Source organism: Clostridium sp. LXY-7 (assembly GCF_056172015.1).
Genome location: NZ_JBLLJL010000008.1, coordinates 28,979 through 51,843 on the forward strand (window position 1 = coordinate 28,979; position 22,865 = coordinate 51,843).

The 22,865-nt window shown below is 33.3% G+C and carries 15 protein-coding genes and 1 pseudogene; 1 reads left to right on the forward strand and 15 read right to left on the reverse strand.

Annotated features, from left to right (window positions below; translation table 11 throughout):
• The 13 genes and pseudogenes from ACI48Q_RS19855 to ACI48Q_RS19915 form a co-directional block, all read right to left on the reverse strand.
• The gene (locus ACI48Q_RS19855; protein ID WP_474920857.1) at window positions 1-4,161 is read right to left on the reverse strand and encodes a hypothetical protein; all 4,161 of its coding nucleotides are present in this window, start codon (window positions 4,159-4,161) and stop codon (window positions 1-3) included.
• Window positions 4,154-6,550 (reverse strand): phosphoadenosine phosphosulfate reductase domain-containing protein, encoded by a 2,397-nt coding sequence (locus ACI48Q_RS19860; RefSeq protein WP_474920858.1) that lies wholly within the window; start codon window positions 6,548-6,550, stop codon window positions 4,154-4,156. The genes ACI48Q_RS19855 and ACI48Q_RS19860 overlap by 8 nt, the downstream gene beginning before the upstream one ends.
• Window positions 6,551-6,552: 2 nt before the next feature.
• Window positions 6,553-8,733: a hypothetical protein gene (locus ACI48Q_RS19865; RefSeq protein ID WP_474920859.1), complete on the reverse strand. Its 2,181-nt coding sequence runs from the start codon at window positions 8,731-8,733 to the stop codon at window positions 6,553-6,555.
• A gap of 31 nt (window positions 8,734-8,764) precedes the next feature.
• Window positions 8,765-9,061 (reverse strand): helix-turn-helix transcriptional regulator, encoded by a 297-nt coding sequence (locus tag ACI48Q_RS19870; RefSeq protein ID WP_474920860.1) that lies wholly within the window; start codon window positions 9,059-9,061, stop codon window positions 8,765-8,767.
• Window positions 9,062-9,414: 353 nt separating this feature from the next.
• Window positions 9,415-9,609, reverse strand: a complete 195-nt coding sequence (locus tag ACI48Q_RS19875; protein WP_474920861.1) for a hypothetical protein — start codon at window positions 9,607-9,609, stop codon at window positions 9,415-9,417.
• 56 nt (window positions 9,610-9,665) lie between these two features.
• Window positions 9,666-10,016 (reverse strand): annotated as a pseudogene (gene tnpB, locus ACI48Q_RS19880) (IS66 family insertion sequence element accessory protein TnpB).
• Window positions 10,004-10,339 (reverse strand): hypothetical protein, encoded by a 336-nt coding sequence (locus ACI48Q_RS19885; protein WP_474920862.1) that lies wholly within the window; start codon window positions 10,337-10,339, stop codon window positions 10,004-10,006. Before ACI48Q_RS19885 ends, tnpB begins: the two are co-directional and overlap by 13 nt.
• 86 nt (window positions 10,340-10,425) lie before the next feature.
• Window positions 10,426-10,710, reverse strand: a complete 285-nt coding sequence (locus ACI48Q_RS19890) for a transposase (RefSeq protein ID WP_474920891.1) — start codon at window positions 10,708-10,710, stop codon at window positions 10,426-10,428.
• A gap of 60 nt (window positions 10,711-10,770) precedes the next feature.
• Window positions 10,771-10,965, reverse strand: a complete 195-nt coding sequence (locus ACI48Q_RS19895; protein WP_474920892.1) for a transposase domain-containing protein — start codon at window positions 10,963-10,965, stop codon at window positions 10,771-10,773.
• Window positions 10,965-11,120 carry an IS66 family transposase gene (locus tag ACI48Q_RS19900; RefSeq protein WP_474920893.1) on the reverse strand — a complete coding sequence of 52 codons (156 nt, stop codon included), beginning with the start codon at window positions 11,118-11,120 and terminating at the stop codon, window positions 10,965-10,967. The genes ACI48Q_RS19895 and ACI48Q_RS19900 overlap by 1 nt, the downstream gene beginning before the upstream one ends.
• 467 nt (window positions 11,121-11,587) lie before the next feature.
• On the reverse strand, window positions 11,588-14,539 hold the full coding sequence (locus ACI48Q_RS19905) for an ATP-binding protein (protein WP_474920863.1): 2,952 nt from the start codon (window positions 14,537-14,539) through the stop codon (window positions 11,588-11,590).
• A gap of 1,124 nt (window positions 14,540-15,663) precedes the next feature.
• The gene (locus ACI48Q_RS19910; protein WP_474920864.1) at window positions 15,664-18,834 is read right to left on the reverse strand and encodes a DUF3427 domain-containing protein; all 3,171 of its coding nucleotides are present in this window, start codon (window positions 18,832-18,834) and stop codon (window positions 15,664-15,666) included.
• Between the two features lie 93 nt (window positions 18,835-18,927).
• A complete protein-coding gene (locus tag ACI48Q_RS19915; RefSeq protein WP_474920865.1) occupies window positions 18,928-19,053 on the reverse strand; it encodes a hypothetical protein in 126 nt (41 codons plus the stop codon).
• A 446-nt stretch (window positions 19,054-19,499) separates the two neighbouring features.
• Here ACI48Q_RS19915 and ACI48Q_RS19920 point away from each other — a divergent pair, with 446 nt between their 5' ends.
• Complete coding sequence (locus ACI48Q_RS19920) at window positions 19,500-20,417, forward strand: alpha/beta hydrolase (RefSeq protein ID WP_474920866.1); 918 nt, start codon at window positions 19,500-19,502, stop codon at window positions 20,415-20,417.
• Between the two features lie 214 nt (window positions 20,418-20,631).
• On the opposite strand, the gene ACI48Q_RS19925 is transcribed toward ACI48Q_RS19920, so the two are convergent.
• Window positions 20,632-21,729, reverse strand: a complete 1,098-nt coding sequence (locus tag ACI48Q_RS19925) for a hypothetical protein (protein WP_474920867.1) — start codon at window positions 21,727-21,729, stop codon at window positions 20,632-20,634.
• Window positions 21,730-22,070: 341 nt separating this feature from the next.
• Window positions 22,071-22,835, reverse strand: a complete 765-nt coding sequence (locus ACI48Q_RS19930; protein ID WP_474920868.1) for a hypothetical protein — start codon at window positions 22,833-22,835, stop codon at window positions 22,071-22,073.
• Window positions 22,836-22,865: the final 30 nt, after the last annotated feature.

Sequence of the window (22,865 nt, forward strand, 5' to 3'; positions counted from 1 at the left end):
TTAATTCCCACCCCCACCTGCTAATATTTCAATCCCAACAGCCATACTTTCTTTAACGAGTTTTTTGAGATATTGTTTCAACTGTTGTAAATCATCCATTTCATCAATTTTATGGAGAGCTTTATCACTGCCGCCGGAATTATATTCAGCTTCAGCTAATTGTTTCACCTTATTATTGACTATTGGATTCCCATACCAACCGTAGGTATCTCCTTCAATCGACAAGCGTTCAAGGGCATCTCTTACCTTGTCCAGCTCCGGAAGCATTGCTCGGTACTCGCCAATAATGCCACATACAAAAGCAGCATTGTATTTTTCTTTATCGGATAAGACATCAAAGAATTCAGCAGCTTCTAAGAATTCAAGTGCTGCTTTGATTTCACCATCTGTTCCCCAATTCCTATTAAGGGTTTCAAATGACTTTTTCGCTGTTCCAAACTCTGCTTCTGAAACACAGCATAATATAGGTGTTCTATGATGAACTGACCAATCGTGTGGATTTTTTGTGCCTGTTTTATCCCTCCAAAGATTAAAGAGCTGAGTTTTTAATTGACTTTTACGATATTCTTCCGCAGCTTCTTTGACCTTTGAATTGCAGTCTGTTTTTGACAATTCATATAGACCTACCGATGAATTTCCTTTTACATTACTAATGTCATTTTCACTCAAATTTTCAAGGTAAGGTGCATACACTTCGGCAAAAATTCTTTTGTCATTATTCAGTAAATCCTTTATTTCTGCACTATGCTCTGTCAATCCTGACAAAAAAGCTTTCAGCTGGTCAGGCAACACATCTGACTGTTGATATACTTTCAATAGTGTATCAAACACCTTTGAGATGGCTGGGTATTTTGAACACATTGCCTCACAGGAGATGCCGAGAAACTTTAAACGCTCACGCCATTCCTTAAAAGCCTCTGACAACGAGTGTGCTGAGGTATCTAAAATGGTGTTACTCTTCTTTACTATACTGTATTCGGTTAGGAGCTTACGGATTTCGTCCTCTCCAGTCTGTTTATCCCATAAGCACGAATGCTTAACTCCAAACAATTTACGAATGTCAGCAATTACACTACCTTCTGCACCGATTTCCTTAGCAAGTTCCATTATTTTTCCACCCTCAAATGAGCGCAAATATTCTTCCATTCCCTTGCGGCAATTATCGCCTTTCAGTAGTGTGAATAAGTTATCGGCAAGATTAGGTTTTGCAGATGCAATTTTCCCAATCTCAACAGCTTTTGTATGTGCCTCATTGCCTTCTTTTTGTACAAGCTCAATGTATTTTTCGATAACATCAAAAACCCCTAACTCATCAATCTCTTCCAGTCCCCATATAGGCAATCCAAATTTACGCATTTTTTCTGCAACCGCAGAAGCCGCTTGTCCGGCAGAGGAACATGAATTTGGAGTAATACTCCATGCTTTTTCAGTAAGTTCATAAAACGCCTTCTCATCAGGGGTCATTTTTACAATGTAAGTCGGCTTCGGCGTTTTTCCTATATAATTACCTATCATTTCTGCAAGTTTCTCCGGTGTCATAGGCTCATGTCCACTGGATGAATCACTGTAACGATACGGCTCACTACCATATTCTTTTAATAAAAAGCCTGTTATAAATGCAGACAGATTACACGGTGCAAAGCCATACTTATTTTCGAGGAAATCATAGATTTCGCCAATGGAAATCTGTCCACTCTTAAATGCATCTTCAATAAGTTTGTCTACCTCAATTTTAATTTTTGTGATACTAAGCGAAGAAAAAGCCGGATTCTCCCAATATTTCTCCATATTCCACACAGTAGGCAAAACATGTTTCTCTATACCTGCGACAACACCACTAGTACTTTGTGTTATCCCGCCTTTAGCCGATAGCCTTGCCTGTGTCAGTTTCATCTGATTCTCTGTAAGATTTTTGAAAAAATCAAACATAAATTCAAAGCGTGTGGTAACAATAGTTTGAAGTACACTAGCCACGCCTTGTCCGTTACCCAACTTTTCGCCTTCTTTATTCGTATGTGTATAAACAACAAACTGCCCATTATAAACACGATTTTTCCATTCTTGGTCTAATACACGGCGAGCCTTATCAGAGTTTTCCCGTGATGGTGTATTGTTATTTTTATTGTAATACATTGCCATTGCAGAAAATTCCACATACTGCTCAAATGCTTCCATTCCAAGCGGAGTTGAGAGTGCATCTATAAATACAATATTCTTATATTGCTTATCTGCAACAGCCTCTTTAATTGTTTTACGGAATCCGGCAGCTTCCTTTTCGTCTTTTGCAAATGCAATGACGGCATGGAAGTTCCAGCCTGTTGCTTTATCACGCATAATATTGATTGTTCGTGTGAAGTCAGTAACTGTTACAGGTGTAATTTTCCCTGTATTCGGTTCGGATTCAAAACGCAAACGAAGAGCAGGAGAAAGCGATAGTACAGTAGAAAGTCCGCCTTCTGTTACAAGTTTTGATGTTGTGCTGCTTTGACGTACAGCTTTCTTATATCCGTCAATCTTCGCTTGGTCACCGGCAAGTACTGCAGCAGCATAAACAGAACGCCCACCACTTATCGGATTAGAAACCAATATTCCCTTTTTTTCAAGTCCCTTTGCTAAGTTTTTGCAAGACACATCCAAACCAGATGAGATGCCCTCAAATACATAACTAAGATTTTGTTCTGTAGCCTTAAATAATTCAATAGCTCCACCCAATCTTTGGTCTATCGCCTGCATGATAAGTACCGCTTTTAGTACAGCTTTCTCATCTTCTCTCAAATTTTGCTGCTGAGGAAAGGTGTCTAAAATAAGTCGTATATCGGAAGTCAAATTATCCTTGCCATTTTCATAGAAGAAGTTCCACAACATATCTACAGTGAGCAGTGGATGGTCATCTTCTGGACCTGTGGTTTCGATAAACCATTGAAATGCTTTTACATCTTCCATATTTGATGATTTAATAAAATCAAACATACTGCGTTGGTTTGACTGGAATGCAGAAGCAATATTTTTTAGTATCAATGCTGCTATTGGGTGAATCGGCACAATATTTTTCATAACTTGTGTGTCTTCAATCTTCGCTACTTTCATCACTGCCGTTCTTGATGCTGCAAGTTGCTCATTCAAATCTCCATCCACTAATACATCCCAACTATCTTTTGCTGACTGCTTCACATTGAAAGCATGGCCAATAAGCTCAAATGCAATGTTGTCAGGAAGAGTTATCTCCGTGAATTCAAAACGTTGCCTAACAACTTTCCATGATTGGTCTTGGTTAGACATAACATAATCGGTTTGGTGCGTTACGACAACAAGATAAAACGGCACTTCTTGACATAAAGATACAATATTCTGAAATTCGTCCAGTGAATTATTATTTTTAAAATAACCACTAAACTCATCCCAAACAAATACAATCTTTATATCATTTTGCTTTATAACGTCACGAAGCCAATCCTTAAGGCTCTCAGCATCTAATGAAAATGCTGTGATGCCATCTTCGGCAAGACGAAAAAGGTTGTTCATCAAATTTCTAACATCGCCACTTCTTTGCAATGCGGACAGCACTTCATCCGCTGTAGATTGCGAAAAAACCGCTGACCATTTTGGCTTTTTAAGAAGTTCATCAATGATAAACTTATTTTCTTTAATCCACGCGATTGCATTCTCCTTTAGGGTATTTTCACCTAATTTGAGTAGATTTTCGCTTGAACGATTCTTATTATCAGAGATAAGAGCTGCTTTTACACTCTCTTGTATAGCAAAAAAGAATTCGCGTGGAGTGCTGATACCTCCGGAAGCATAGCGATGTGCTGTTACTATACCACGAGACTTATGGCCTAGCAGTTTTTGAAGTAAATCGCTATGTTTTTGTAGCGACTCATACTTATTCCAATAGTCCTGAAGCTCATCTTCCGGAGCTTCAAGGATTTTTCTGAGTGCCAACGCACACTGGCTCTTGCCCGTTCCATATGCACCATGAATCCAGAGGGAGCGCTTTGTGCTACCGCCAAGCATATACTCAGTCTTTTTCAAAAGACTGATAAATGTTTCATGAGGATATGTATTATCCCAAGGAGCACCTGCATTGATTGCAGAGTCATCAATGCAGGGAAAATACGCTTCGTCAATATCAAAATACTCACGATATTTATTGTTAGCCATTTGCTATTCCCTCCTTAAATAAATCAAGAACATCCATCGAAGTTTTATCTTCTGCAAGTGTTATTTTTTCAAGATCATTCGTGAAGGATGCAGTAATGAACTCCGGATACCTCGCTGAAAGCCCTAACAGCATCGGGGTCATATCCTCACGGTCAAGTCCGAAAATACGAGTAGGGCTTATACCATCACGGTCAATGCTATCGTTAAGAAGGATTGCAAGGGTAAACTCTTTGTAGTCATTACACTTCTCTGCAAACTTGAACAAACCGTACAAAATCACTCTTGAGTCAGTAACGGAACATATCGTCCGTACAAGGTCGCCTTCTTCGGTAACATGACCGAAGCGGAGGATAGGGCCGAGTGGGGTTTTAGTAAGTCGCTTGAAAGCACCACAAATAGACTTTGCTACAGGTGGTTTAACATCATGAGTAGCCAACATATCTTCAGCTTCTTTGCGCATGTAAGCTTTTCCAATGTCAAAATTTCTTACATACCACTCAATCTGCGGATTTTCAAATACAAGATTAAGTAGAATTAATCCTTGCGCCACATCTGTATCCCATCCTATAGCAGAAACCAACTGGGCAAATTCGCTTACTTGATTTTTTTCAGCTAATTTTGCATCTTTTAAAAAACGTTTGAAAAATGATATTTGCTCCGAACCTAAATTGTGTTCTAAGAAGAAGTCATTCTTCCTCTCAAAGAAATCTGCTAACCATTCAGTTTTAGGTGCATGGTTAGACATTGTGTTTAAACTCCTCATAGGTTTTCCTCCTCCTTGCGGATGACGTAATGAGTGATATCGTAAACATCCGCTATCTATTTCATGGCACTTATGACATTGAACACAGCCATTTATACTTACTCGGTTACCAACAAATCGTATCGCTCCATTTGGGCAGTTAGCTTCACATACTCGACAACCATTGCAGCAAGCAGCTTTATGGAACACTTGGCGAAATAGTCTGCCTAACAACGGATTTTTCTTTATAACCTCTTCTTTTAATCTAGCAATATATCCCGTTTTTGTTTCTTGGATTAAAAAATCATCTTTATCTATATAAATGGTTTTAATCCATTCTTGCCAATCGGAAACCGGGTTTTCGATTTCAATAATCAAGAACCCATCTTCTATACGTTCAGAACAACGGTTTGGATTATCTGCTAAATCTCTACCATTCTTTCTTGCACTCCATCCGCCACTTTTTACATACTCATCTACATTTATATTGCTTCTTCCGTTCGATTGCTTTATGAAGTCAAAGTAGCTGCTTACCTCGGCAGTATAGTTTTTAAATTCAACATACCCAGCCTTACCACCGCCCATAGGACAGCAAATACAACCAACCCTTGCACTACCTTTTTTATAAGCCTCATTAATTAAAATATTATTTCCATATATATATAGCCATATCTCTGCGGAAGTCCATTCAAGAATGGAATTGTGGCTGTATTGCCCTTTTATCTTTTTACCATCATTAAAGTAATCGTACTCTGATCGCGTGGCACTTTCTTGTGCACGAACACCTACAAAAGCCAATCCCGTATAATTATCTTTTCCTGTAATCTCTCTTAGCTTTAATGTCTGAGGTGTGCTTTTATGTACAGAGCAGCACCAACGCAAAGTTCGAGATGGAGGACCAAATAACTCCCATGATTTCTCTGGCTTGAGATGTGACTCAGCAATATAAAACGGTATCTCTTCCTCAATGCACTGTCGATGTGTTTTCTTAATAACATCATAGGTATCGGGGAACTCCATACCTGTATCGCCAAATACCACAACAAAGCTGCCTTTCGGCAATGCCTTTTTAACAAGGTCCAGAAGTACTTGACTATCTTTGCCCCCACTAAATGCTACATGAAAGCAATCAAGCTTGTTTTTGTACTTGGTGTATATTGCTAATATCTTCTTAACGGTTGTCTGCTCGATGATTTCAAGCATCTCACGGTTTGCTTGAACCATCGCTGTAATATCAACAGGGCGGAGGAAATTACCATTCGGCTCCGGTTTAACAATATTGAATACATTTCCTCTGTCATCGGTAAAAGTAGGTTGTTTGTCGGGAGAATCAAATAATACCTTTTCACTTGTCTTTCCACTCGGGCTTTCTCTGTATTCATTGCACAAATAAGCAAACTGTATCTTAGGGGCGGTATACAAATTCCCACCTTTCAATTTTGCTATTAGAATACCTCTATACCAGTAGTTATTAGCCTCAGCCCACATATATGGAACATCGTTCTGCTTATCATATTTCCAATATTCATAAAAGCCCAGTGTGTCAAGCTCAGAAGCATAGACAGGACGTGGCTCCTTTGAAAAAACCGTAGGTGAGGAATTAAGCAGTATCCCACCTGTTTTACGGTCGTAAGTATACGAGTACATGGCTAATTCCTCCTTTCTCGTATGGCTTTCGCCATTTCAATTAATTCATTGACCTTTGCATATGACCTCCTGCCAATATATCCATTGTTATACAAGAAGTCTTCAATTGCTGCTTTCTCAAGTTCTAAGTCAGCAATAGCAACAGCATCAGCCATTATTTCAATGTAGGATGCTGTGTGATTTTTGCGAACAATAGCTCCTGCATTTTTTGAATTTATTGAGAGTACCTCAAAACGGAATCTCTCACTAAACCTGCGACAATAGCTTTCGAGCAAAAATAAATTCCATACATGTCCACAATCAGGAAACACCGAGAAGGTAGTAATACTCCTAAGCGGCAGATAATTATCCTCAACAAATTGGTCAAGAACATTATCTATTTCAAATGTGTTGAAATGAACATATTTTTCAGCAAGAAAGGTGTCCTCGTCTGTACGAATCATAATAGAATAGCCAGCTTCCATTGGAATCAAGCGGTGCGATTCTCCCGTCAGTTCACGCTGGAAATCAAGAAGATCACGCAAAGAGCATTTCTCCAAAGAACGACAATACTCTTTCATAATAGATAGTGCATCAAGTATATCCCCATTTCGTATTATGATTTTACCTCGCTTATCGTACTTGTCGGCAAGAACAATGGAAAATACCGCATTTTGAACTGCTGTAAGTGATAGTTCATAATTACGTTCTGCGATTTCACCGAGTGGAATATCACTTAACGAGGAATACCCTTCTTTAAGATAGGCTGTCGCTACAAAATCAGTAATGACAGAACGTTCTTCATCAATAATGTCTATTTTACCGATATACGCGTAAACACCTTCTGAATTCCATATGAAATCTGCATTCTGTGACAGGGCATACTTTATCTTATCAATAGGGATATATGGAAGTCGTTGTAAAAGTTGTTCATAGCTTAACAAAACATCGTCGCCCCATACACGAAGTACCTCGTAACAGATTTTTGAAAGTTCACTTCCACTTTTCACTTCAAACATAAGATAATTCTTTTTATGAACAAATTGAGGATACAAACTCATAAGAGTGTTCTTTAACATTTCCTCAGAGATAACGCTTGCAGGGAATAACCAATCCTCATTTTGCTCGTAAAAAGCGTTGTAAAAGATAATCCCCACTCCTAATTCAATTGCTGAATCGATTTTACTTTTGATTCTTTCTGTGGCATCTACTTGGACAATATACACTTTTCCTTCAAATAATGTGCCGAAAGATAAAATCAAATTGTTAAGCTCCTCATCAGATAGCATTATCCCTTCATCATAATCTTCCATTGCAAATCTGCGGAAACGCCGCAACTCAATTGACGAGTTGCTTCTAAAGCCATTCGGAAAATGCCTTTCCAAAGTTTTCAGCATTATAGCATTATAAGAAGAAACAACCTCTTGTTTTGGGGCTTTTACCGACTGTACAGCTTCATCCTGATTATAGTTATCTGCAATGCTCTCTAAATATCGTCTGTATACCCCTAATCCAGCAGAAAACATACCACTCATGTCACTATTTACTTTTTTATAGTTTTGTGCTGTTTTAAAGATATTCCATAATTCATCCAGCTCAGAAACCGTGTGACAAGCGAACACATCCCTATTTTCTATGGACAGCAACGATAGCTTCATGGGAGCAGAGCGTAAACTGCGCATATACTGCCTTACAACGTGTTCTAGGTATAACGTTCCATTTGCATTTGGCTGAGTTACCAACCATGAAATCACGTCTTCAGTTGCGATAGTTTTTATTGGATGATTTACTTCATCTATTTGTTCTTTATCTGTAGTTCTCTCTATGCCCCCATCTGTAAATGACACTTTTTGTATCCACGGCTTTTCTTTCAGAAATTTTAAGTATAGCTGTCCAGCAACGATGAACACTTTATATATACTCTTGTTAGTCACTCTCAACAATTTAGCTTCCAACAGTTTGTTGTATAATGGCTTAAAAGCGTTGAACTGCATATATTCCCAAATGCCGACAGAACTAATTTTCTTTTGGATAGTATAATCTGAAATCTTGTCTATACAAGAAAGAATAACCTCAACTGGATATTTCTTTGCATTGCCATCAACAAGCCATTTATTAAACTCTCCTCTCATTGAAACAGATTCCAAGGAAATTTGCGTGGCATTGAAATTTTGTACAGTATTTAGATTATCTTTTATATCCATTCCTTGAACTCCTTTCGTAATTTTAGACTCTTTAATCATTGCTAACGCCATCCGATGAAGTAAGGTAATTATTAAGTTCAACCGTATAAATACCAAAATAGTCAAGCAAATCACTTGTGCCACTATTTTCACGAAAAATTAACAATAACGCTATAAAATTGTTCCAAGCCATAGGACGCTTCTTTTTTTCAATGTCTATTAACGTCTGTCTGCCGATTCCTACCTTCTCCGCTAGTTTGGCTTGTGTCAGACCAAGTTTTTTTCTTAGTATCACAAGGTTGTCGGCCATAGATGCCATAAGTTTTTCTTTGTTAATATCGCTATGCACGAATGTATTACCTCCTCCAGAAATTGAAACGATTACAAAAGACAAAATGTAACTACATTGTACAAAATATTCGCATTTCGGTCAAGAGAAATTCAATGAAAGCTTCATACATACTTGCTTTGTTTTTTCTTTTCGACTAAATAAATAAGCAGTTAAAAACTGAGTATTTTAGTTTTAACAGTTTTTTCGCTGGAGCGGATATCTCCACCCCTGCTTAATTCCTTATACCACACATCTCTTATGAATGTAAGCGTAAAAGATTCGACGTATTAAATTCCATAAATCTTAAATTATATAGTTATACCCAGCAGGACTTACTACTGTTAGTCCTACTGGGTTTTTAAATTTTAACTTTAACTTTTCTTAGTGGTTAAAATTTTCACCTCTTTAGGAAGTGTTTCCGACCAAGGCATTATATTTAGTAGATATTCTCTAGATTTCGCTCCATCCTTGGATAGCATATCAAATAGATAGACCAAATATTTTTCTACCATTAAATTATTAGCTTTCGCTGTTTCGATTATGCTATAAATTAAGGCGCTAGCCATTGCTCCCTTTGCATTATTAGAAAATAGCCAGTTTTTTCTGCCTATAACAAAAGGCTTTAATAAGAGTTTTTTTCTTTTATAGATTTAAATTTAGATGTAGCTCTTACCTCATATCCTTTAAGTAACCAACTTAGTTCATCCTTGTTTACTTTAACAGCTTCTTCCTTAGTCATAGGCCACTTTAATCTATTATTTTCCAACCTATAATAATAAAGCCAGAATCCCTCATCAAAATGAAGTATTTTTATTCTATTCATTTGCCTATTTCAAAATACAAACAATGCCTTTTCAAATGGATCAAGATTTAGCGTAGTCTCTACGAGCATTACTAATCCGTCAACACTTTTTCTTAAATCTGTAGTACCACAAGCTAAGTACACAGTATTAACTTTGCTTAAATTAAGCATGATGTTGAAAGTTCCTTAATTATCTTTGATAGTAATTCGCCTTCATTAGAAGGAATGTATATCTTAGCTGTGCCTATTTCTATTTTAATTTCTTTAATTACATCCTCCCGATATATGTGCGGAGCACTAATCGAGCAGTCTTTATTTAAAGTTACAGCATGAAAAATCTGTTGTGTTTCATTTCTAGCTCTTTTTCTTCTGTAATATAATTGATGGTGGTTAACATTATTTTCTTTACAAAAATCTATTATCTTGCCTTGATATGAATTGAACTTTGTTAATATATCCTCCCAGTTTAAATCTTCGGCTACGTCCTTTGACATTATTGAAATACCTCCTTTAAGTCATCTTCGATATTTCAAGTTTATCAAAGGAACTTATCAGTTAATAGGCGGTAATTCTTTGACGCTTACAGAGAACCAGTTTTAAAGTATAAATCAACATTTAAATTTATACAAAATGAAACAAAGCTCTTAAATACATTTTCAAGAGCTTCACTATTGTCTTTGCTAAAGTTTGCAATTATTCTATATTTGGGTTTAATACCTTTTAATAACCAAATTACTTCTTTATTTATTCGGTATTGCTTGGCTAATTTACGTGATGACCTTGTTCCATTAAAATATTCATAAATATATAGTTTCAGAATATTTCTTAGTTTAAACTTTGGTCTTCCATCGTAAGCGTCAATAATTAGACACCTTGACTTTTGATTTTAATTATAAAAATAGCCCCCTGCTTAAGCATTATAGCTTTACTGAGGGCTCAAATTATTTTTTATTGAAACTGAAATTTTTAATTTCTCCGGAATAGTTTCCGACCATGGCAATATATTTTTTAAATCTTTTTGTGTTCTATGCTCTGAATCTGATAAGCTGTCGAATAAATATACTAAGTATTTTTCTACTACTAGGTTATTAGCTTTTGCTGTTTCAATAATACTATAGATTAAAGCGCTAGCTCTTGCACCTTTGCAGTGCTAGAAAACAGCCAATTCTTTCTTCCTATAACAAACCATTTTATAGCTCTCTCCGAGGCACTATTATCTATTTCTAATGATGCATCTTCTAAAATTAGCTCCATACCTGGTAAAACTTTTCTAATATATTATTCCAATATATTCCTATATTTGAGATGTTTTACTCATCAACATACCAACCTTCCTAACTTTAATTGATATCTCAAATTTAGCAAAGGAGATTAGTTGTTAATAGGCTGAAATTCTTTGACGCTTAGCAAGCTACTTAACATACACCATATCTAACTCGGTGACTCAACCCCACAGATATTATCTTTTATGATATTTTACCCAATACCATAAAAATAAAGATTTCTAAAACCAGAAGTTACATTTACAAGAATAGCAGAATTATCTCCAATTTCAGAAACCCTTTATTTATCAATGTTTTTACTACACTTTATTTCTCTGCCCTTGTTATCAATACCACGCACTCAACGTGGGTTGGGACTAGCCCTCTGCTATATTTTCACCTTATATCCATACCTTTCAGTAAAGATACGCAATATTATGAAAGCATTTCTTTCAATCTTATCCTTCCATATTATATTGCTTACTTAATAGTAGCTGCAACTTCATCATTACATATATCAGGCGAAAAAATAATGTTAGAATGAGCATCTTTATAAGCTTGTATAAAAATGCTATTATCAAATGGGTCAAACATATAATATGAAGATGATTTACTTCCATCAAATACTTCTATCATTGCATTATTAGAAAATAAAGATTTCTCCGCATTTGTTAAATTAAATGTATTATTCATATATACAATATCAATATTAGATAAATTTTTAGATGCTTTAACTTGATTAAATTCATTCCATATATTGTCAGCACTCATATTTTCATCAATATTAAAATTACATGAATAATCATAATCAAATCTCTTTAATATTTTAAGTAAAGCTTTTGTTTTTATACCCGTTCTATAACTTCTTTCATTAACAGCATACTTCTTAAATAGATTGAGAGAAAATCCATCTACAATGTTATCTATTATTTTATCACCAAACTCACTTTTACTAATGTATTTTTCAACAAAATAATATATAGTGTTCTTTTCAAATTTAGTAGCTTCAACATTAATGCGATCACTTGTAATTTTAACAAATCTGCTGTAACCATTATCGACAAGGCGTTTTATTATTGCCGAATTGCTAAGAAAAAAACCCATATCACAAAAAAGTATTGGTGGTAATTCAAAAAAATAATTCATTTCTTCATATTTAAAATTTCGAATACTTTCTAAGTCATTTATATTAATTTCAGTTTTAAAATCATCAATTGCTTTTTTATATAAGCTATAAAATATTCTTTCTCGTATTTTACCTTTTATTGAAATTAGCTCTCTATCTAATGGGATTTCAATTTCTGGATTTTCATATGAGTTTATATCATCTATCTTATTTGTTTTATTTATTATAATAAATGGTATGTACTGTAATTTTATTCTCGTTGAACCATATAAATTATCTGAGTTAAAATTCCCCTTCATTAATACATCATTATATAAAATATATTGATCATATACTCTTAAATTTTTATTATTTTTTTTATTACTTGAATTATCTCCATCTGAGTTACTTTTTGAAGAAATATCAAATACTTTTAATTCAAGACATTCAGAATTTTCAATGCTTATCCACTTTAAAGAACTATCATTACAAGTAATTGATTTAAATCCCTCAACTTTGTCATCAACAGAATTTGTATATACAAATTCAAGATTAACTCTAGAATTTATTAACCAATCATCTAATTTAAGTTTATTTCTTAGTACATTAAAATCTTTGATATTACCTAAATCATTATTTAATTCAATTGTAATCTTAGTTCCACTTTCATCATGTTTTTTATTTATTCTACTTATATTAAAACTCTTCATATTTTTATCATTTTTAGCATCAATTAATTCCTTTAGTAATTGAAATTTATATAAGTATTCATCTACATCACTCTTTGTCTCAATCTCTATTTTATTTCCTAGAAGGAACCCTGCAAGTGCTCCTATTCCAAATTTACCTACAACATTTGTTTCAAAATCAGATTTATCAGAATTACCTACAACAAAATACACATTTCTTAATGTTTCCTCACCCATACCATTCCCATTATCAATTATCTCTAGTATTGTATTGTTTTCATTCTTAAAAAAATTTATTCTAACATTAGGAGTATATTCTTCGTTATCATTTTTTTTAGTTTTCATTTTAATTTTACAAGCATCAATTGCATTCTGTAATAGTTCTCTTAATCCAACATAATAGCTTTCTTTTCCATATAAAGGCTCAATTAAATTAGAAATAATTTTATTTGATACTTTAAACTCTGCATTAAAGTTAACAAAATTCATTTCCTTTGGCTTTAGCCTTTCTATGTCAATACTTCTAATTTTTAAAATATTACTATAATATTCACTACCATCATTAAATTTCAAATGATCAAAAATAAGCTTAACTTTATTTAATTCATTTTCTGCTTCCTTGTATTCTTCGTAAGTTTTAATATCATTCCTAATATTAATCTTAATACTATTGCTTGTTATCTTTACATTAAACGCAATAATATTTTTTTCCAACAAATACAACTTATTAACTAATATTAGTACTTTTATTATTAGAGAATTAATACCATTATCCAAATGCTGTTGGATACTATTATAATCTTTTATCCCTAAATTAATAATCTTAAATGTTTCACAAACATATGCATCTGTTGAGTTTATTTCATATTCTTCTGTTATTTTAACAATAGATTTAACTAAATTTATGAATTTTTCCTTGAGATCTTTTTCTTTAAGTGAAAGACTATCAAGAACAATTTTATTTAGTAATATATCTAATTTCAATACAACTTCATTAACAATATTATAATTTATTTGGTTATCATCAAAATCAAAATAAGCAAATATTGTATTTTCTCTTTCCCTGCATAATGAAACCAACTCTTGCTGAGTCATATGAGCGGTTTCACTACCTCTTCTTACAAATGATGCACCAGGATAAACTTTAAATTTCCCATTTTTATTTTCATTTTCTATTTCTTGCTTTAATAAATATGGTCTATTATAATTTTCTTTTTTTATCTTTATAATGCATAATTCTTTATTAGGATATTCATTCACATAAAAATTTTTAATAATACTAATTCTAGGTGATGGACTTATAAAATTCTGAATGTGAGCTTGTATAATATTTTCATAACTGCTAGTATCATTTGATTGAACACCCACAACATTAAATTTTTTATTTACCTTATCCTCTTGAACCCCTAAAATAATATACTTATCAACATAAAACTCAACATTTAAAAATGCTAAACAATCTTTTATTATTTCATACCTTACCTTTGAGTTTTTCTTATTTACATCATCATCTACGTGATATGCATATTCTTTAAAATCCAAAGTATCACTTTCATAACCATTTTGTAATATTTTTATAATATTTTCCTTTTCAAAATCAGAAATATAGCTCTCATTCTCTATTATAGATACTATCATAAGTTCCCCCTTAAATACTATTATCCTTAACTCTTCAGATCAAATCATTTCTTACTTCAATCAAAATAATAACATTATTTCTACATATTATTATATAACTATTTAAATATACATTCTATAATTTTTTACCATATTCTACAAATTAACAGCAAAAACTGAATATAAAATAGTATATCAGTTTCTTATATATTTCTATAAAATTAATTATACAAATTATTAATGTATCATTTAAATTCCAAATCTGAAATGCAAAATTGAAATGCTAATTATATCCTTATCAACTTTCCTTCCATTCTGCAAAAGCAAAACAAAATGTGTTGATTCAAGAATATCAATTCTATCTACCAACACATCATTTTTACATTTATAGAACCATCTAAATGCTCTAAATCTCCACCTCCATCTCAATCCCACTCTCAAATACAAACCTAAAATGCTTAGGTGATTTTATAATTACCTTATCTATAAGGGCTACAAACAAGCTGTCATTAAACTCAGTAGCAAAATCAGTCCTAAGTCCTTAGCTATCACCCCTGAAGTGTAAATTTTTCCATTTTCCAAAATAGCTATTCAAATCCCATCTTTACAGAATATTTTTTAATTATTCTATAGTATCTTTCTCAAATATTTAACTAATCATATTATCATTCATGTTGATTCTAACAGTAACTATATAAATAGTAAATATATAACTTTAATTACAGGAACTCCTCCTATTTAAAATCCAATCCTTTATTTTTAAAAACAATTCCATAACAGGACACTTTCCTTACAGCCGTCTCCTATAAGGTCACCCCAATAAAAAATTTATACCCTTTGCCCTTTTCTCTATTAAAGATTTATCATCAATGTCAAATTCCAATTCCCCATATTGTTATATTGTTATATTGTTATATTGTTATATTTATATAAATATATAGATTCCATGCGGGTTTGCACAAATTCACCTCTGAGGTGATTGTGAGGGAACTGAGGTTGCTACTTAATGGAGTTTTCCATGAAAACTTTAAGGAAAGATATTGGGAATAATTCGACGAAGACTTAATGAAAAGAGAAAAAAACATCAAATAAAAACAAGAAGCATAATTCAAATTCCATGCTCCTTGTTCTTATTTTCCATTCACTTATATCACAATACTCTTATTAGCCCTATTTATCATAGCCGGTGGGATATCTTCATGCAGCTCCCACACAAAGCTTATTGGCTTACTACCTGTGTGACTTCTATATTCACAGGTACCAAGGTAAGTATAGGATGATGTTAAGCCTTCTTTATTTTTACCTTCCCTTACAAATAAAGCAATTTTATTGCCTTCCTTCAAGTGATTAATATATCTTTTGCCTGTGGTGCTTTCAACTGAAGTTGTACTTTGACTTTGCCAATGGAATAACTTCTCGTTTATAGCATAATCCTCATAGAGTGTTGATGGTGAAAAGTCTTTATCGCTTTTATTTAAGGTAATGAAAAATATATCTATGTTTTTATCTTCAAAGTACTTAACACCTTCTCTAAAGGCTGGCTTTCTTTCTTCATTAAAATAACCAAAGGCGGCCATAATTGCATCCCTTGAGTAATCACAATGCAAGTCTAGTGGGCAATGAAACCCTAAGTCAACACCTTTATCTACAAAGCCAAGTTGATGATAGTTATAATTTAAAATATCACAAGCTTCCTTCATCATAACCCTATTTTTCAGTAATCTATTTATACCCTGTACTAATGAAGTTAAGCCTTCTTTCCCTGGAGGATTATTGTAAAAGGTATAATACATCATATTAAGCATTAGTCTTTCTTCTTCATTAAAGTTAATGTGAGTAATGTCATCATAATTTTTTACAATATTAATAATAAACTCAATAAATCTTCTGGAATTTATAAAGAATAAATTCTTTAGCTTCTTAGTAATTTCCTCTTCTAATTCCTCTGTAAAATCACCACTAACTTCCGCCAGCACACACATTCTACTAAAACTTCTATCTCCTGACTTACCATAAAAATCAATTAAAGATAAATGATGATATTCTAAGAAATTTTCTAAGGTTAGGTCAAGTCCCGTATCTACTGTGAAGGTTCTTAGCTTATTTAATAAGTTAGTTTTATTATTTACAGCTGACTTTATATTTCTTAATATATATTCCTTAGCTTCCTTTTCAAGCTGTATATAACAACCTTTAGGTAAGTTCAAAAATCCATTTTCTAAATAATGCTTCACTGGATGGTCGGTTCTTCCAATAAGTGCTTTAAACTTATCTTCAAAGTTGTAATTCTTATGGGCCTGACCAACAAAATCCAATACAGTTAAGCACTCTTTACCTTCACTTAATCTTAATCCTCTTCCTAGTTGCTGAAGGAATACGGTTAAACTTTCTGTAGGTCTTAGGAATAAAATAGTATTAACTGCTGGAATATCTACCCCTTCATTGTATAAATCCACAACAAAGATAAATCTCAACTCTTTATTTATAAGCTTACTTTTTGCTTCATTTCTCTCTTCCTTCTTAGTTTCATCCGTTAATGCTAAAGAAGGAATCCCTAGTTTATTAAAGCTTTCAGCCATGAACCTTGCATGTTCTTTACTCACACAAAAACCTAGACCAATAACTTCATCTATATCTGTAACATACCTATCTAAACTTTTGGCTATTTCATTTACCCTTAAATCGTTTCCCGTATAAACCTTCTCTAGTTCACTTATACTATAGCCTCTTCTTTGCCACTTTAACTTAGAAAGATCTACAGAATCTGAAACTGCAAAGTACTGGAAAGGACTTAAAAGCTTTCTATCAATAGCTTCTGGTAATCTTATCTCCTCTGAAATTCTATCTTCAAAATATTTAAATACATCTTTATTATCATTTCTTTCAGGGGTTGCAGTTAATCCTAGTAGCACCTTTGGAGTATAATAGCACAATAATCGTTGATAGGATGGTGCTGCTGCGTGGTGAAATTCATCCACAATAATAAAGTCATAGTAATCCTTTGTAGTTATCTCACATAAGTCCTTACTATTTAAGCTTTGAATGGACACAAATAAATGGTCTAAGCTTTCAGGATTATTTCCACCAACCATTAAATCTCCAAAGTTATTGTCCTTAAGAATTGCTCTAAAGGTATCTCTAGCTTGTTTTAATATTTCTTCACGATGAACAACGAATAGCAACCTATTAGGCTTTCCAAGATTTTTCTTACAGAAATTTTTATAGTCAAAGGCTGAAATTACAGTTTTACCAACACCGGTAGCTGCAATTACAAGGTTTCTATGCTTATTAAATATCTCTCTTTCCACTTGAAGCTTTTCTAATATCTCCTTCTGATAAGCATAAGGTCTTATATCAAAGGTGAAATTAAAACCATCTGATCTACCCATTTGCTGTTTTTTTAAGGATATTGCTAATCTTTTTCTATCCTCATCTGTACTCTTATAAAGAACAAACTCTGAATCATTCCAATAACTTTCAAAGGTAGCTTCAAATTTCTTAACAATATCAAAAGAATCCTTCTCTGTTATCTTAATATTCCACTCTAAACCTGAAGTTAATGCTGCATTTGAAAGATTAGATGAGCCTATATAAGCCGTAGTAAACCCTGTATCTCTCTTAAACATATAAGCCTTGGCATGGAGTCTTGTTCTTTCTGTATCATAGGATATTTTAATTTCAGTGTTAGGCAGCTTACTTAATTCTTCAATGGCTTTAACATCAGTAGCTCCCATGTATGAAGTAGTAATTACCCTAAGCTTCTTACCATAGGTTAAAGTTGCTTCTTTAAGACTTTCAATAATACATCTAAGGCCACTCCATTTAACAAAGGAAACCAATAAATCTATAGAATCACAGGATACTATTTCTTTATTCAGCTCACTCAACATATTTGGCTCCATGGATGCTCCTGTAAATAATGAACTTTGTGATAGTGGGGTTACTGGTCTTACAGCTTCTTTCTTATTTAAATCTCTTTTATTATTTACCCTTGAGTAAAGAGAATTTAGCATCTCTCCATTTTTATCTATTTCATATTTTTTAATATCATCCTCATTGGATACCTTACTTAAAATATTAATTATGTCATTACAAGCCTCTATTTGTTTAAGTAGCTTTTCACTATCTTCTTTTTCCTTATCCCTAATATAATTTAAGGCCTTTCTTATAACCTGGGCTATGTATTGTGATAGAATTGACTTTGCTTCTTCCTTATCTATATTACTCTTATCTATAATGAATTTTTCTTCCTCTAAAGTTTTTAACTGTTCTAGTATTTCAGTGTTTATAACCTGTTCATACAAGCCTTCCTTCAATGAACTCACCTCAATTTTCCTTATGAAATTTTTTCTATAGATCTTTGATTTTCTCTACTACTAAAATATCTGCTGGAACCCAATTAAGAGTATCTAATTCCTTAATATGAACCCACCTGGAAATTCCCACAGATTTTCAAAATCACCATAATCGCGACGAGTAACAAATATTTTATCACCATCTTTTATTATTCCTGCAGCTACTTCTATTTTCTTCATAAAGTTTCTCACCTCAAATACTAGATTTTAAAATTTAGTTAATTATATCCACATAAATTATATTATAATATAATTTATGGGAAGGGGAAAGTATGCCCTCAAGGCACTCATACCTTTGCAGTTATTGCAAACTGGAACAAGGGACAAGTTCTTTATGTATTCAAAATAAATGTTAAATTATAATTCTGCGTATTTATATATTGTTATATTGTTATATTGTTATATTGTTATATTTATATAAATATATAGATTTCATGCGGCTTTGCGCTATTTTCACTATTTTTAACATAAGATTTAAATATGCAGATTTTTCATCTCTATTTCAAAATATTGGTATTGTCTAAAAATTTCATATATAATTATAATGAATACTTGTAGGATAAGGGAAGTAAATAAAAGCCGTATATCGCAAAAGTATAAATTTATAATTATTATAAGGAGATAGTATGAGTACAAATAGTGAAGAGATGATAAAGCTTATTGATCTGGAGCCTGTCAGTAGCAAAATAGATTATGAGGTTTTAGAAACATTCCAATGTAATGGATACAGAAGGGAGCTTATTCAATATTTCATACATGGACGTAAAAATACTGCCTTTTTGCTTTTGCCCGATGGAGAAGGAAAGCACCCAGCAGTTTTGATAAATCATCAACATAACAGAGAACGAAATCTTGGCAAGAGCGAAGTTTGCGGTCTTGCTGGAAATCCTCTTCAAGCCTTTGGTCCTGCCCTTGCAGAGAGGGGCTTTGTTGTCATCGCACCAGATTCCTTGTGTTTTGAGGATAGAAGAGCTAATGCCTCAGGAATTACTAAAAATGATGAAGATGATGACTGGCAGCATTTTGTTACAATGTGCTACGGAATACTCACAGGTCAGACTCTGGCAAAGATAGTAATTGAAGATGCAATGGGAGCAATCAGTGTGTTAAATGGATTAGATTGCGTTGATAATAATAAAATAGGTTGTTTAGGACATTCATATGGAGGTAATACAACGATTTATCTTTCTGCATTTGATAAAAGAATAAATTATGCTTGTGCTAGCGGTAGTGCCGTAACCTTTAGAAACAGAGTTAAGAATAATGTTGGTATTGAAATGGCAAGTGTTATACCAAATTTTATGAAATATTATGATATTGATGATGTAGTATGTGAGATTTGCCCAACTAAATTTCTAATTGTATCAGCAACAGAAGATAAATACTCAAAAGATGCAACGGACATCTATAAAAAGGCAGAAAAGGAATATAAAAAATGTAATGCAGGTCAACAACTTAGTATTAAACAATATGAAGGTGGTCATGCACTTACATCAGAAAGATTTAATTATATAGTTGACTGGGTTACTGAGGCTGCAAAATAAATATAGAAGTTTAATTAATTCGTATATAATTTTCTTTTGTGTCTTTATTTTCTCTCTTTAGCTTCTCAATTTCCTTCCTTTAAACGTTAAAAATGACATCCTGTTAGAAAACGGCAGACATTGCTCGATCAAAATGTAATACTGCCGCCTCTATGTATATGATGTTAGATTATGTTATAAAATATAAACTTATAAAACAAGCTACTTTTTAATATCAATTACTCAAATGCTTTTTTCCTTGTAAACATGACACCTCTTTATCAAGCCATACTTCAATATCCTGGCTTATATCAATTATTGAATCATCTAAAGGAAAGCTAAACCCGTGACAACCTTTTTGGCAGGATTCCCCGAATAATTTCTTGTTGCATCCATAACCCCGGGAGATTTTTTCCTGTAAAGGCAATGGAAACGTTTCAATAACATCAGAATATATGTGAGTGTTTTGTGCCTTAATGAGGATGCGGTAACCGGATTCATGCGCTGCCGAAAACGTCCATATTTCTTTATTTTTATGTGAATAGATAAACCGAATACCAAGATAGAATACATCCACTATACATGTCAATCCCGCGTCCAGATAACGCTGATGTAGTTTCAGAGCGAAATTTTGTACCACGGCAGGCAACGGATCAACAAAATCTTTCAAGATAGAGATGACTTCTGTATCTTCATCTTTCAAAACCCTATAATCGCACCGCAAGAAAATATCATGATTACCCTTGGCGTACAAATCTTTTTGGGCAATCGCCATAACCTTCAAACCTGTCAGCATAATAGGATTATCTGGATATGAAATTTTAAGTGATGCAGCTTTTGACATATCTAATGTTCGCGCGTCTAAGTCGATACCATCAAAATAAATACCGCAGCAAGTCATAAATTTTAAGGCTTCAATTAGTTTCGGAACAGAGATTTTCGCTTTCATCTGCCCGCCGTCCGCACCTATGACGGAGGTGAGTAATTTCAGGTCGTCAAGCAATATTGACCCACCATTTTCGATGAGTTCTCCATGATATCCTATATTGAACAATATGCTTTTAACGTTGTTCAGGAATGGATAGCTTACCGGCAAACTTGGATGAGAAACATTATTCTGCGTGTTTTTCACAGGTTTGTCATATAAACTACCGTCAGCAATTAAACGGTCGCAGACCAAATAGAGAAGATCTCTGAAAGCAAGAATGCCGTTTCGTATATTTTCTTCTCCCGAAACGTGTTCAAACATAGCTTTGAGAGTATATGTTTCTGGTATATTGGGCGGAATTATGTTTTTTATATATCTCGCCATATCACTAATAGTATTTTGCATTAAATCACTCCTCATTTTTAATTATTATAGTTTCCTGAATCATTGCGTTCCTTTTAAAAAGCAATGATGTATTTCTAAAAAATTTCATATCATCTAAAGTAATACTAAATGATACAGTACTTTAATACCATCTGATTATACCATTAATACCCATTCCAACCAATAAATACTCTCGGTCCACAGCTCTGAAGATATTATCTCATAGGTATCAGATATGCGACCTAAGATTAAGCGCTTACCCCAATAGAAATAGGGAGCGTACATAGATTTGATTTACACAAATCTATGTACGCTCCCTATACTAAGGATACCAACGGCTCTCTTTTTGCTCGTTATATTTATTACTTCATCTTATTTTGAAATTCTGATCCAAAATTATACTCATTTGCATGCTCAATAACTCTCACACATATATTGTTGTTTTCAAAATACACCAAAAATGCTTTACCATTTTCATCCTTAGTTTGTTTATACCTTACATTCAAACGTTTATCTCCTTCTGCGTATCCTACTCCCTTTATCTCCTTCGCTTGTTTTTCCAAATACGTATCATCAATTTCAAATTGATATTCCTTAAGATCAACACCAAGTTTTATTAGTAACTCATCTGATCTTCCCTTGATTTCTTCGTTGTTCAGTGCAGCTATAGATTTATCAGTATCCTTCCAATTAACTTGTTGAATATCTAGCAATGCTCCTGTAGTTGCATCAATTGTAAAATTTAATTCTTTACCGTTGTTTGCTTTTTCCTTTAATCCAATCATGGTGCAATTCATTTCTTGACCTGTTACATTACCTTTATTCGTGTGGATAGAAGCAATCTCAAATTGTTTTGTTTCTGGGAAATAGCTATAAATTTTATCTATAGCCGCCTTAATTACTTTGTCACTAATCGCCTCATTGGCACTATATTCTGTAATCTTTAGATTTACATCTCCAGTATTGATTACTTTTACTTTTGCCTCATCCTTTGGGATTGTACTAACCACTTCCGTCATGAGTGTATTTTTAGGTATTGGATTGTTTATTTGTGCATAAACACCTCTACCTCCTGCTAAAACTACTGCGCAAGCTGCTATACCCAATAAAATTTTATTTGATTTCATACTGAAATCCTCCTTCTTTAATTGTATTTA